Here is a 13,205-nt window from a genome sequence, read left to right as displayed (position 1 = left end):
AACAGAATATAACTCTGTTCCTTGGCTCTTTCGCACGTCGCCACCAGGCTCGGAGAAAAGCGCCTGGATATTCAACAGGGCGCGCAATCCGGCGCCCGATGAGATTTTAAATGCGTTCGATCAGGAAATAGGTCGTTGGTCCGGGCGGGTTCGGCAGAACAGAAACATTGTTCCACAGCTCGACATTGAGCCCATCCGATCCGTTACCCGTAATCGCCGGAGGCTGCACCACGCCATCCAGTCCGACCGGGGATATGCGCCACGCCGTGTTGATCGGCATCTTGAACCAGACATACCCAACCTTGATCTGCACCGGCAGGGTGCCAAAGTTGCTGACCGTCTTTTCTTCGCTGTCGGCAAAGACCATGTCGGTATTGCGTACATCCGTGGTGAAGATCAGCAATAGCTTACTGCTATTTGCTACCGTCTGGCCGTCGAGGGAAGAAACCGCCAGCATACCCGCGCCGGAAGCCGAACCGAGCCAAAGCTGCCCGAGTTGTACCGGCTGGGTGATCAATGAGAATGCAAGCGCTTCCGTATGCGGCGTGACGACCCGCATTTGTTTCGCCGCAATATCAAGCCGGATCTCTCCGGTATCGCTGACATATGTCCCCGAGGCTGCATCGCTTGGATTTGTTGCAGCCAAAACTCCATTGCTACGAAGGAATGCGATTGCGTCCGCACGGGTGCTGATCTGGCGAGGGGAACCGACCGACACAGCGTCTGGTGCGAGCGGAGCATCGCCTTGTGCGAACCGCGACATCAGTGACATGATCGTCGCCGCATCCGGTTCCTCCATGTCCAGCCCGACCAGATTTCCGATATCCTGTATCTGCGCCACCACGCGATGCAACGCCTTTGCAACGTCTCCGCGGCGGAAAAGCAGCGCTGACAGCGTTTCGCCGGCACGGGCAACGGGATCAAGTGCCGTTCGGTAAGGACGGATATACTGTTCGTTAAAGTCGCTACCGCCATAGCCAAGGACAAGTGCTCCATTGCTGTGTCGGCACAGAATATTCCAGTCCTGCAGCGCGGCATAAGCCGGCATTGCCAGCCCCGCCTCGTAGCGATGCCTGTTCCAGAAAACGTGATCATACTCCGTCATCACAAATGGCTTGCCGGCCAGACGTGTCGAAGCCGCATTGCGGACGTAAGCCACCGCACCCTCAAACGAACTGGTCTGGAGTATCGGCCCTGTCATACTGTCGTTGGGATCGTGATAGGTATTCATCGCCACCGCCTGTTGATTGCGGCGTGTAAGCGTAGTCTGGATACCATACCCGTTATTATACGGTGCTACGATGCCCTTGAAGCCCATCGCATAAATACAGTCGCTCATTTTCTTCGCCGTCTCGGTTTCAACCGACACGCAGAAACGGGCAAAATCGCTCAGCCGTTTGGACGCGGCGTAACGGTCCGAAGGTAGCGAAACTGTCCCGTTTTCAATTTGCTCGCTCACCAGCAACTCACCGCCCCAGGCAGCCTGCAAAGCAGCTGTGGTACCATATTGCTCCTTCAGCCAAGCATTGAACGGCCGCTTCAATTCCGGCAGCGCCTGGAGGTCGCCGTTGGCATAGACCCACGAATTGAACGCCAGTCCATTTTCGTTGAACGGCACAACAACCGCCATTGCCGGGTCTTCGAAAGGCACAAGCCCGGTATAGGGATTGACCGTCCCGAATATGTCCACCTGAAAGCGCAGCCAATGGCCGAAAGCCGCATTTTCAACATGCGTCATGAGCTTCAGCCTGCCTTCCGTTCCCCAGCGGTCCGTTACACCGCCCAACGCGCCGCCATTGGATGTCAGGCCATCTACGATCCAGTAGATGCCGTTTTGCTTCAATGCGGCCATGTAGTAGCGAAACCGATCAAGAATGTCCTGTCGGTATTCGAAATCCTGAAGCTGCCCCTCCATCAAAGCAATGTCGAGAAAATGGAACCGTACGCAATTATATCCATGGCGGCGCAGCTGAACGGCCATCCTGTCCGCTGTCACATGGTCGGGAATAGTTGCAATGGCTCCGCACAGCAGCCGATATGGAACGGCCGGATTGCTCTGCAATACGATCTGACCATCCGAATTGACGATGAGCCGTCGCTCCTCGGTAATCGGTGGGTTCAATAGGAATGTCGAAAAATCGAGCGGACTGTCAGCATCAATCTCGAGGTTCTGCTGAGTAACTGGTAACCAAATGTCGGTCATATCGTATCTCCACTGTTGACCAGTGGGAGATAACAGCCTGCCTGGGCATGGGGATAAATTCCTACTGAAATTTATTCCGTGCGGTTCCGGTTTAAATTAAGTCGCCGGAACCGCTCTATCCATTGTCTTTACGCGCATCTTGGTTCCGAAAGCCGCTTCGCACTTTTCGGGATGCACTTCAGAGCGTCAGTTTTCGAACTCCGCCGCATCAAACTCATAGAGTTTGGAACAGAACTCACAAGTCACGGATATCTTGCCGTTATCCGCGCTTTCTGCAATTTCCTCGGCTGTAAAGCCTGACAGCACGCCGGAAATCTTCTCTCGCGAGCACGAGCACTCATCCAGCACAGGCACAGAGTCGAACACACGCACGCCGCGTTCGTGAAACAGCCGATAAAGCAGCCGCTCCGAGCCAACTTGCGGGTCTGTCAGTTCCGAACTTTCAATCGTGCCGACCAGCGAGCGAGCCTCGTCCCAAGCGTCATCTTCCGGATGGAAGGCGGCTTCGGCGTCATCCTCATCGCCACCCGGCAGATCGGGAATGCGCGCGCGCAACTCGGATTCCGGCAGGAACTGAATAATCAACCCGCCAGCACGCCACTGTTCGACAGGCTTTCCATCGACGCCCCGCTCGACAAGCTTGGCGACGCTCAGCTTGAGGTCAGTCGGAATCTGTTCCGACTGACGGAAATAGGTCGTAGCGATTTCTTCCAGCGTCGAGCCATCAAGCGCAACGATACCTTGATAACGCTGGGTATAGGCGCCCTGATCGACAGTGAAGGCAAGCGTGCCGCGCCCCAGCAGCTCCTCCGGCTTCGTCTTGTTTGCGGCGATCGCCTCCTTCAGCCGCTCCGCGTCAAAACGTGCGTAGGCACGGACTGAACGTGGAGTACGGAAATCGACCACCAGCATGTCGACCGGGCCGTCGGACTGCGTCTGGAAGATGAACTTGCCTTCGAATTTGAGCGAAGTGCCGAGCAATACGGTCAGAACCGTTGCTTCTCCCAGCAGGCGAGCCACTTCTTCAGGATAGTCATGGCGTTTCAGAATGCCGTCGATGCTCGGGCCAAGCTGAACCGCGCGGCCACGCACGTCGAGCCCTTCCACCTGAAAAGGAACGACGGCGTCATCGCCTGCGAAGTCCAAATCGCCCAGATTGACCGGGATGTTTCCGACTTCGGTATGCTCGTTGCTGGTCTTATCAGCCAAATTATGCTCCTTGCAGGCACCACGCCAGAATGGCTTTCTGGGCATGGAGCCTGTTTTCCGCTTCGTCGAATACGACCGATTGCGGTCCATCGATCACTTCATCCGTCACTTCCTCACCGCGATGGGCGGGCAGGCAGTGCATGAAAAGCGCCTTTGGATCAGCTTTTGCCATCAGTCGCGCATTGACCTGATAGGGCATGAAAACGTTGTGGCCGCGGGCATGATCTTCCTGTCCCATCGAAACCCAGGTATCGGTCACGATGCAATCCGCACCGTTCGCCGCCCGTTCCGGATCGGTGGTGGACATGATGCTCGCGCCGTTCGCTTTCGCCCAATCGACATACTGCGACTTGGGTTCGCTGCCTTCCGGCGTTGCGATATTGACGTTGAAATCAAAACGCGCCGCAGCTTCAACCAGCGAGTGGAGGACGTTGTTTCCGTCCCCCATCCAAGCAAAAGTCTTGCCTTTGATCGGGCCGCGATGTTCCTCATATGTAAGAACGTCAGCCATGATTTGACAAGGGTGCGTATCATCCGTCAGTGCGTTGATAACCGGCACAGTTGCATATTCAGCAAGTTCCAGCATCCGGTCATGCGAAGTGGTGCGGATCATGATTGCATCGACGTAGCGCGAGAGAACCTTCGCCGTGTCGGCGATGGTTTCGCTGCGTCCGAGCTGCATTTCCGAGCCGGTCAGCATGATTGTCTCACCGCCCAACTGGCGCATGCCGACATCGAAGGACACGCGCGTACGGGTGGAGGGCTTTTCGAAGATCATTGCAAGCACCTTGCCTGCGAATGGTCTTTCCGTCTCTCCTGCCTTCAGGCGCGCCTTGCGTGCCTTGGCGTCTTCCATGATCGCACGAAGCTCCGAAGCAGGCACAGCGGAGAGGTCGATAAAGTGTTTGATTCCGTTATCGGTAGCCATGATATCACGCTGTCTTACTGGTCGGATTTGCAATTGCGAGCCGTTCGACTGCCGTTTCGATGCGCTTCAGTGCTTCGCGCGCTTCTTCGGGCGTCGTGATCAACGGCGGAAGCAGACGAACAACATTGTCGCCGGCCCCCACACTCAGGAAATGCTCGTCGCGAAGAGCCTGAATGAGACTGGTATTCGGCACCACACACTTGATGCCGATCAGCAGACCACGACCACGCACTTCCGAAACGACGTCCGGGTAGCGGTCGATGATGGAGGCGAGCCCCTGTTTCATAACCAGAGCGGTAGCCTGGACATTTTCGAGGAAGCCATCGGCCAGAACAACATCAAGAACCGCATTGCCGACAGCCATGGCCAGCGGATTACCGCCATAGGTCGTACCGTGAACGCCCGCCGTCATGCCCTTGGCAGCTTCGGCAGTCGCGAGACAGGCCCCCATCGGGAAACCACCACCAATGCCCTTGGCGACCGCCATGATGTCCGGCTTGATGCCAGCCCACTCATGCGCGAACAGCTTGCCGGTGCGACCGACGCCTGTCTGCACTTCATCGAGAATCAGCAAAAGGCCCTTCTCGTCGCAGATCTGGCGCAGCATGCGCATGAATTCCTCGAGGAAACCGCGCAGACCGCCTTCGCCCTGAACGGGTTCCAACAGGATGCCCGCGGTCTCGTCGGTGATAGCTGCACGCAATGCCGCCTCATCGCCGAACGGCACCTGATCGAAACCATCAACTTTTGGTCCAAAACCTTCGAGATATTTCGCCTGACCGCCAGCGGCAATTGTGGCCAGCGTGCGGCCATGGAAGGCGCCCTCAAAGGTGACAATGCGGAAACGTTCCGGATGACCACTTACATAATGATAGCGGCGTGCGGTCTTGATGGCGCACTCAAGTGCTTCAGCACCGGAATTGGTGAAGAAGACCTTGTCGGCGAAAGTGCTCTCGACAAGACGCCGCCCGAGCTTTTCCTGCGCTGGGATTTCGTAAACGTTGGACAGATGCCACAGCTTGTCCGCCTGCGCCTTCAGCGTTTCCACCAGATGCGGATGCGAATGACCAAGCGAGTTCACAGCAATACCAGCCGCGAAATCGAGATAACGTTCACCGCTTTCGGTAATAAGCCAGATGCCCTCACCTCGCTCGAAGCGCAGAGCCGCACGATTGTAGGTGTCGTAAAGCGGTTGCACGGTCGTAGCGTCGGTCATAGCGTCAGGCCTCCAAAGCCCATATTGGCAGCTTGCCCGGCTGCACCGGCAAAGCTGTGTTTTCCCATAGACAGTCCTCAGGCACTCGAAACGGTTCCCACCTTTCGACGAGCGCCCAACACTCCACTCCAAACCGTCACGAAACCACAACAGGACATGAGAGGAATGGTCCTGATGACTCCAGCTCCTCGCCTGAGCCACCGGCAGAAATAAAAAACCGCCCTCAGGGCGGCATGTTTATCTCGCGCGTATATTGGCGTTCATGGAAAAAATGTCAATCAAAGCAAGCGAGGTTTAAAGGCATCTTTCGGCATGAGTTCATGCATTTTCGCGCTCTTGCAACATTCCGGCAAGGAAGGTGGCTTTACGCGGACATTGACACTATATAGAGAAGGATCTTTCCACGGCTGAGACTGCCAGACGGCATGTTCGTCCCGCAAGTCCGCGATGTTCTATCCTGAAACAATCCGGGTTTCAGTTCAGAAGAAATCGCGCGCGAAATTTCTGCGCGATCAAATAAAAACCGCGTTTGGCACCCAAGTTGGGGAAAACTGTAAAAATGGAATCTGCCTGACAAGGCTATCCCTTGTCATGGAGTCGTTGGATATTGTAGTTTCTTTTTAGAGATTAAAGCTACATTTCGTGCGGCGGACCTAGTCACCCGGATAGATATGGTGTTTGCGCTTGGAGCGATCCGAGAACACTGGTGGATTCCGGATAACGAAAATGATTGGAGCCCAGGGCGATGAACTGGACAGACGAACGCGTCGAACTACTGAAGAAACTGTGGAGCGAAGGCTTGAGCGCAAGCCAGATCGCAGCGCAGCTTGGCGGCGTCAGCCGTAACGCAGTGATCGGCAAAGTGCACCGTTTGAAGCTTTCGGGCCGTGGCAAAACCACGACCGCTGCTCCGCGCAGCAAGAAAGTCAATACGGTTGCCGCAGCGCCACGTCCTGCAGCACAACACTCAACCGGCGTGCATACAACGACGATGCGCACGGCCACGGTCACCAAGACGGTCGGCGCCACCGCCCTTCAGATGGACTACGCCGTGGACGTCGTTGCGGAAACCGTGGTCAAGCCTGCTTCCGACGTGGTGGTCCCCATTTCGCGCCGTCTCTCGCTGCTGCAGTTGAGCGAACGCACCTGCAAATGGCCGATCGGTGACCCGCTGAACGAAGATTTCCATTTCTGTGGCCATGAGTCCGGTGAATCGAGCCCATATTGCAGCTACCATTCACGTTTGGCTTTCCAGCCGACCGCGGAGCGTCGTCGGGCGCGCTGATTTAAAGGAATAGGTGAGTAAGGGAATAAGGGAGTATGTCGACCATGTGCGACATCTCCCTTTTTCTATTCCCGCACTTCCTCAGAACCTGAACCAAAAAAGCGGCATATATATGCGAAAGGGCGACTTTCGAGTACGGGCGCACAAATCAATTTGCCGCCACACCGGCCACTTTTGGGAACAGGTTCATCCTTCCATATTCCCCTACTCCCCTACTCCCTTATTCCCTTCTTCATAGACCTTCAGCGTGCGGTCAGCGATCCCGCTCCAGCTGTAATCCCGTGCGATCCAGTCGATCATTTCCTGCGACTGCTCGCCGGTCAAAGGCTTATCGATTTTCCGGCGCAGCGCATCCTTCAGTGCATCTACGTCGCCAAGTGGAAAGTAGCTGTCCTTCGAAAGTCCGACTTCCACATTCGCAGTGATATCGCTTGCAAGCACGTCCAAGCCATATCCCATGGCCTCCAGAAGCGCGATCGGCATGCCCTCATGACTGGATGGCAAGACGAATAATGCGGCCTGACTGAACAAGGCTGACAGTTCTTCCCCGCGGAGCGCGCCCGTCAACACGACACCGGGCACGGTCGCTGCCCTCGCTCGGACGGTCCCGGCATATTCAGCCGTATATTCCGCCGACCCGATCAGGGCCAGTTTCAAGGAAGGATCGGCAAGTTTTGCAAAGGCTTCGATAAGATCAAGCTGACGTTTCTCCGGAACGATCCGCGCAACAAGCGCGATGTAGCGTTTTGGAGAGAGGCCGTGCTTCTCCAGCCAGGTCGTGTCTTTGCAGGCCGGACGAAGCGTAACGCCGTTGGGGATGAAAGCGACAGGCACGTGATAGTGCTGTTGCATCGTTTGAGCGATATCGTTGGACACCGCGATGCGCGCATTTGCAAAGCGCATCCCGCACCATTCGCCAAGCTTCAGCATGGTCCGCGCAAGACGTCCCCACTTCTGACGATTATAATCAAAACCGTGATGCGTTACGACCGTGCGCAATCCGAACAGGCGTGCCAGCGGGACGGCTAGAGCAGGGCCGATTGCGTGAATGTGCAAGATATCCGGACGGCTGAAACCTGCCCGCAATACGCCCAACACCGTGTGCACAATTGCCTCAAACTTCATGGAGGTCGGCGCCCAGCTTGGCGTTACCTGTACGCCCTCCCATACATAGGGCTGCTTCTTTTCGAGATAAGGACGACGCCCGATAACCTCGACACCCCAGCCCTTCGTCACATAGATCCGGGCGAGTTCCTCGACATGCTTTTCCACTCCCCCCTGCACATTTGGGATGCCACGCAGGCCCAGCATCATGACGCGAGGTCTTTTGTCGCTTCGGACCATCAAAATGCTCCCAACTCGGCGTAGAGCTCAAGCGTCCGGTTTCTGTACGCCTGCGGCGAGAATTCGTTACCGGCCCAGACCCGGCCTGCATTTCCCATCTTGCGCCGCGCCTGCGGAGCCAATCTGTCAAAATCGCCCAGAACGCGGGCGAGATCATCAACGTCGCCCGCACGCGAAACCATGCCGGTCTCACCTGCGATAATCATTTCCGGAATTCCACCGATATCAGCGCCGATCACAGGAACCCCAAGTGCGTAGGCTTCCAGAATGCTGATCGGGGCGTTCTCATACCATTCTGACGGCAGAACGAGCGCTTTCGCCTCGCCGATAAGCTGATGCAGCCGTTCGCCCGAGACATAGCCTGCAAAAGTAACGTCCCCGCCCGCCTCAGCCGCAAGCGCCTTCAATGACTGTTCTTCGGGCCCTGTACCCGCAATGACAAGTTTCTGCCCCGCGAAAGCCGCAGCACGGATGAGCGTAGCGATCCCCTTTTCCGGCGCCAGTCTTCCGACATAGGCGAAATAATCACCCTCATCGGCATAGGGCTTCAGATCATCCGTATGGGCAAAGTTGGGAATGTAGACCAGCTTCTCTTTCGGCCAGCCCCATTCGGCAAGTTTCGCGATATAGAAGCGGCTCGGCACAACGATACGGTCAAGCGTATTGCGATAAAGGCCAAGCATGCGATGAATTGCCGTCTCAACGAAAACCAGTCCGCTCAGTGCCGTGGAATCCTTGATGCATTTATGAAGCGCTACATTATAAACGCGTCCGCCTTTGCATCGTTCGCAGATTTGATTGTGCGACAGCATCTTGTAGGCCGGACAGGCAAGCTTCAGGTCGTGGGCCGTCATGACGGTCGGAATACCGGCGTCCTTCAGGACGGGGAAAATGGACGGCGATAAATGATGATAGATATTGTGCGCGTGCGCGATGTTCGGACGAAAGCGTTCGATCAATGCCTTGATCCGGTCCCGTGCCTCCCACGAATAGATGATCTTGCCCGCCTGCACGACTTTGGTGAGCGGGCTGCTTTCCCGGCCATACTCAATTTCCGAGACGAAATAGGAAGACCAATCGGATGCAAAATTGTCTGGATGCTGCATGGCAAAAGGTGCGGTTTGCCAGCCAATCTCTGAAAACAACTTGATGTGGTCGAGAAAAACAGTTTCGGCGCCACCGCGCCGATAAAAATAATTGTTAATCGCCAACAGGCGACGGTCCACATCATTTACATGCGTCAAACAGCACCTCTTTGCGCGCCGAGGCGCGCCAATACCTCGCGGACGGAAAGAACAGCCGCCCCGCTTTTCACTGCATGGGATACGAGACGCTCAAAGGTCTCAGGCTTGCACCCGAATTCAGTCGGCGTATCGCTGATATCATGCGTATAAAAGACGAGCCATCCCGGATTGGTGCTGAGATCGTCGATCCAGCGGGTCTGGCGTGCAGCCTCGTCGTCAGGCTGTCTTATTTCCACCGCCTGCAAAAAGGCAAGATCAATCGTGCCGCGATTGATGCGATTGCCGCCGCCACGGCACGTTGCGAAACGATCGGCAAACAGCCGCCGCGTCATCATGGAAGACGCGCAATAAGGATAAGCGAAATTGCGTGGTAAAATACGATCGGGCTCAAAACCGTCGAGATAGGCCGTGTTGCGGTCAAGGTCGGCCGCTATTTCTCCGGGGCCGAAATAGGGAACCTTGAGGTGGTTATAGGTATGGCAACCCAGTTCGTGCCCACGCTCAACCAGCTTTCGGCACCCTTCCTGCGTGACCAGGTTCCTCTGGGCTTCTTTCGTGTCAACCATACTGCCGGCAATATAAAAGGTGCCGTGAACCCCGTACTTATCAAGAATCGCAGCCCCAGCGCTTTCCGCGGTATCGGGAACATCATCGAAGGTGAAAGAGATGATCCGTTCGTTCGACGGCAAGTAGAATGGGCGTAACGGAAACCGGCGACTGATGCTGTCGTTCAGCCGAATGGCGTACCATTCCAGACGCGCGCGCGCCCTCTCAAGACTATCCATTTCCGCCATTGCCCCAGCTCCCCAAAGCTGTTTCAGACAAGCCTTGCCTTAGCCTGCAAGCGCAATCCGAAGACAGCAACCATGATACAGAACCATAGTGCCCCACCGTTCTGAAAGAACGTACTTTCCATACAAGACATATATAATCCGTAAAGCCAAAGGCGAATATAAAGCAGCGTTAATATAGGGTCGTTATCTGTGCTTTCCGCTTCCCTAATATATCGAAGCGGCAAAATCATTATCCAGACAAGCGTCAGAATCAGACCGATAATGCCGGCATTGATCATCATATCCAGAAAGGAATTATGCGCATTGAAGGCGGCAACCGCCCAGCTTGCACCGCCGCCGCCTGCATAGACCATTTCGGGCGTTTTCCAGAACGAGTCCAGACCGTAGCCGAAAATCGGCTTGGCCGAGATCGCCGCGAATGCAAGTTTCCAAATATCAGAACGGTTTGTAAAACTGGCGTCAACTCCCAAACTTTGTACAAGCTCGCGCAGTGGGTCGAAGACAGCGGCCCCGACGGCAATAATATTGAATGCTGCGATCCCGCCAATCACTATGAGAGCACGCGTCCATTTCCACCGCACGAACACCAGCGACATCACCACGATAAAGGGCAGCATGGCCGTCGATGTCTTGCCGCCTGTATGCAGCACGAAATAAACGCAAAGAGCGACAATCAGCAGACCGGTTTTCGGCAAGCCGCGTTTCCGGATGTAAAGCCCCAAAAAGCTCATCAGCACGAGAGAAGCGGCGGCGGCATTCTTGTGCGGATAGTGACCGCGCCAAGCGCCGGCTAGCATAGGCTCAATGACTTCCGTGCCCTGATGAATTGCGCGTTGCGGCATAAAAATCACGCCGAAATAGGCGAATGCCAGCGTTATCAGTGAGCCGATTGCCAAAAGCCGCGCCATCTGGCGTTCGGATTGCGGCAACATAAGAAAGATGCTCGCGTTCAGAGCCGTGAGGATAGACAACACGACTTTCTTGCTGGCGATCATGGGATGGGCCGACAGCATGGCCGTCAGGAAAAGCCAGAAGAAAACCAGCCCCATCAGAATGCGCGGCTGCATGACGGCGGTTCGCATGGAGCTATTCAGTGCACAGACCAGAAAGCTGCCAGTCAGAAACAGGGTGACAAGCTGGTTGAACGAACTGGAATCGGCGGCCTTGGCAGTAACACCGGTCACGGCACCAATATCCGGGTAGGGATTGGTCCCTATCCACATGAACAGAAACATGCATAGAAAAAGGCCAGCTCCGACAGCTGACGAGACCCGCGGCTTTATCTCCTCACGATAATGAACCGATAGTTCAGCCAAGTCAGATCAGACCTTCCCGGTTTCGACGCCATGCTCCAAGATAACCCAAGCCCAGCGCCAACACCACGCCAAGACCCATTCCGGCAATCCCGCCCCCGGCACCGAGCACCATTGACTTGGGAGGCCAGCTGCGACTGATCGGCGGAATGGCCGTCGAAATAATCCGTATGTTTGTCGCATCAAGTTGCTGGCGCTGGCTGGTTTCCGACGACCGGGTCAGAAAGGTATTATAGATTGATACTTTCGCGGCCATGTCGCGTTCAAGGTCCGAAAGCTGGACCTGCGCATCATTGTCAAGCGCGACTGCTGAACGTGCCGAAGCGGCCTGCGCATTGAGCACAGCCACAACGGCGTTTGCCTGATCCAGATCAACCTTTGCTGATTGCAGGATGCGTGCCCGTTCCTGCGCCATCTGCTGTTCCAGGCCGGCAAGCTGTCGTTCCGTATTCATCAATTCCGGGTAACGCGGCCCGTAAGTCATGGCGAGAGCGTCGTAACGCTGTTTCAGCGATGCATATTGTCCGCGCAGGTTTGTCATCGTGGGCGACTGCAATGTGCTCGCCGGACTAACAGCACTGCCAGTGTCCTTCGTCAGTTCCTCATAGCGGGTGCTTGCGTCTGCAACACGCGCCCTGGCATCGACCAGCTTGGAGTTGATCTGCGTCATCGACTGGGTGCTGACAAGTTCGCCGCCGGCGGTCTGCAAGCCGTGCGCCCTGCGAAATGCCGCGACTTTCTCCTCTGCTTCTGTCGCAGCCTTCTGCAAGGAGGCCAGACGTTCGGATAGGGCTGCGGCAGCACGGCCTGCTCCATCGGCATCCGCCTGGGCGACTTCTTCCTGGAAGGCGTTCGCCAGAGAATCCGCGACCTTCACCGATTTTTCCGGATTGTCCGTCCAGACGGCAATCGTGACCAGATAGGACCGTTCAGGCCGCGTAACATTGATGCGCTGCGACAGAGCGCGAACCGCTGTCAGCGTATCGTCCTTCGGACCTGCCGGCTTGCTCAGGCCAAGCATAGCCCGAATATCGAAGGCTGGCGGAGGCGGCACGAACTCCTCATCTTCATTCAGGTTCAAATCCGTCACAACCCGCCGGAGTACGTTGCCGGAAGTGAGGATGCGCATCTTGCTTTCAATGTCGAGTATCTGGCTATCTGCCTGCAGACTCTGGGCGTAGACATCGTTAGGCAGCAACTGAAGTCCGGACGGCGGCACCAACAAATCCGTATAGGCTGTATATCGCGGCTTTGCTGTCATGCCGTAGGCGAGACCCGCCAAGCCGCCGATTATCGCGAGCGCTGCTATCAAAATCCACCGGGCACGCATCCAGGCGAGCGCGTCCAACAGGTCGATTTCCGGCAACATCAGCCGCTTGTGAGCGGACGTGGCTGTTTCGGTGACCTTTTCTTCTTCGCGGACGGCATATGTCTCGCGCTTGACTGCGCGCAGCCGCCCGTCTACGGGCGCCGGATTCTCACCAGCGGTCTCCGTTACCCGTGCTTTCGAAGCGAGGTCGCGCAACGTGTACATTAGCTTCCCCTAAAGCTCACTCGACAGCGCAAACATTGCGCCACTGTTTTCCTTAGACTTAAAGATTAAAAAATTCGGTTAATGAAAGGCAATCATCGGCAAGAGTGTCACTAAAATGCACATGACGGTCATTTA

At 55.9% G+C, this 13,205-nt stretch carries 11 protein-coding genes; 2 read left to right on the top strand and 9 right to left on the bottom strand.

Features of this window, described 5'->3' with window-relative positions:
• Nucleotides 1-106: 106 nt before the first annotated feature.
• The 4 genes from J9800_RS12010 to J9800_RS11995 form a co-directional block, all read right to left on the bottom strand.
• Nucleotides 107-2,203, bottom strand: a complete 2,097-nt coding sequence (locus J9800_RS12010) for a glycoside hydrolase (RefSeq protein ID WP_114214135.1) — start codon at nt 2,201-2,203, stop codon at nt 107-109.
• A 186-nt stretch (nt 2,204-2,389) separates the two neighbouring features.
• Nucleotides 2,390-3,412 (bottom strand): Hsp33 family molecular chaperone, encoded by a 1,023-nt coding sequence (locus J9800_RS12005; protein WP_114214136.1) that lies wholly within the window; start codon nt 3,410-3,412, stop codon nt 2,390-2,392.
• Nucleotide 3,413: 1 nt separating this feature from the next.
• The gene (argF, locus tag J9800_RS12000) at nt 3,414-4,340 is read right to left on the bottom strand and encodes an ornithine carbamoyltransferase (protein WP_114214137.1); all 927 of its coding nucleotides are present in this window, start codon (nt 4,338-4,340) and stop codon (nt 3,414-3,416) included.
• 4 nt (nt 4,341-4,344) lie between these two features.
• On the bottom strand, nt 4,345-5,556 hold the full coding sequence (locus J9800_RS11995) for an aspartate aminotransferase family protein (protein ID WP_114214138.1): 1,212 nt from the start codon (nt 5,554-5,556) through the stop codon (nt 4,345-4,347).
• Nucleotides 5,557-6,301: 745 nt separating this feature from the next.
• Between J9800_RS11995 and J9800_RS11990 the strand changes: the two genes are divergently transcribed.
• Nucleotides 6,302-6,841, top strand: coding sequence for a GcrA family cell cycle regulator (locus J9800_RS11990; RefSeq protein WP_112589887.1), 540 nt, complete (start codon nt 6,302-6,304; stop codon nt 6,839-6,841).
• A 204-nt stretch (nt 6,842-7,045) separates the two neighbouring features.
• Here the strand turns inward: J9800_RS11990 and J9800_RS11985 are convergent, their stop codons facing one another.
• Genes J9800_RS11985 through J9800_RS11970 form a run of 4 tightly spaced genes read right to left on the bottom strand, consistent with a single transcriptional unit; the run spans nt 7,046 to nt 11,218 of the window.
• Nucleotides 7,046-8,185, bottom strand: a complete 1,140-nt coding sequence (locus J9800_RS11985; protein WP_114214139.1) for a glycosyltransferase family 4 protein — start codon at nt 8,183-8,185, stop codon at nt 7,046-7,048.
• Nucleotides 8,185-9,429 (bottom strand): glycosyltransferase family 4 protein, encoded by a 1,245-nt coding sequence (locus J9800_RS11980; RefSeq protein ID WP_114214140.1) that lies wholly within the window; start codon nt 9,427-9,429, stop codon nt 8,185-8,187. Before J9800_RS11980 ends, J9800_RS11985 begins: the two co-directional genes overlap by 1 nt.
• Nucleotides 9,426-10,223 carry a polysaccharide deacetylase family protein gene (locus J9800_RS11975; protein WP_114214141.1) on the bottom strand — a complete coding sequence of 266 codons (798 nt, stop codon included), beginning with the start codon at nt 10,221-10,223 and terminating at the stop codon, nt 9,426-9,428. Before J9800_RS11975 ends, J9800_RS11980 begins: the two co-directional genes overlap by 4 nt.
• Before the next feature lie 23 nt (nt 10,224-10,246).
• Nucleotides 10,247-11,218, bottom strand: coding sequence for an O-antigen ligase family protein (locus tag J9800_RS11970; RefSeq protein ID WP_286191699.1), 972 nt, complete (start codon nt 11,216-11,218; stop codon nt 10,247-10,249).
• Nucleotides 11,219-11,221: 3 nt separating this feature from the next.
• On the opposite strand from J9800_RS11970, the gene J9800_RS22090 reads away from it, so the two are divergent.
• Nucleotides 11,222-11,464 (top strand): hypothetical protein, encoded by a 243-nt coding sequence (locus J9800_RS22090; protein ID WP_286191697.1) that lies wholly within the window; start codon nt 11,222-11,224, stop codon nt 11,462-11,464.
• A 76-nt stretch (nt 11,465-11,540) separates the two neighbouring features.
• On the opposite strand, the gene J9800_RS11965 is transcribed toward J9800_RS22090, so the two are convergent.
• Nucleotides 11,541-13,070 carry a GumC family protein gene (locus J9800_RS11965; protein WP_114214142.1) on the bottom strand — a complete coding sequence of 510 codons (1,530 nt, stop codon included), beginning with the start codon at nt 13,068-13,070 and terminating at the stop codon, nt 11,541-11,543.
• Nucleotides 13,071-13,205 lie beyond the last annotated feature (135 nt).

Origin of the sequence: Ochrobactrum sp. AP1BH01-1 (genome assembly GCF_018066705.1) — a bacterium.
In the GTDB taxonomy this organism is placed as follows: Bacteria; Pseudomonadota; Alphaproteobacteria; order Rhizobiales; family Rhizobiaceae; genus Brucella.
This window is presented reverse-complemented; position numbering and strand designations above follow the sequence as displayed.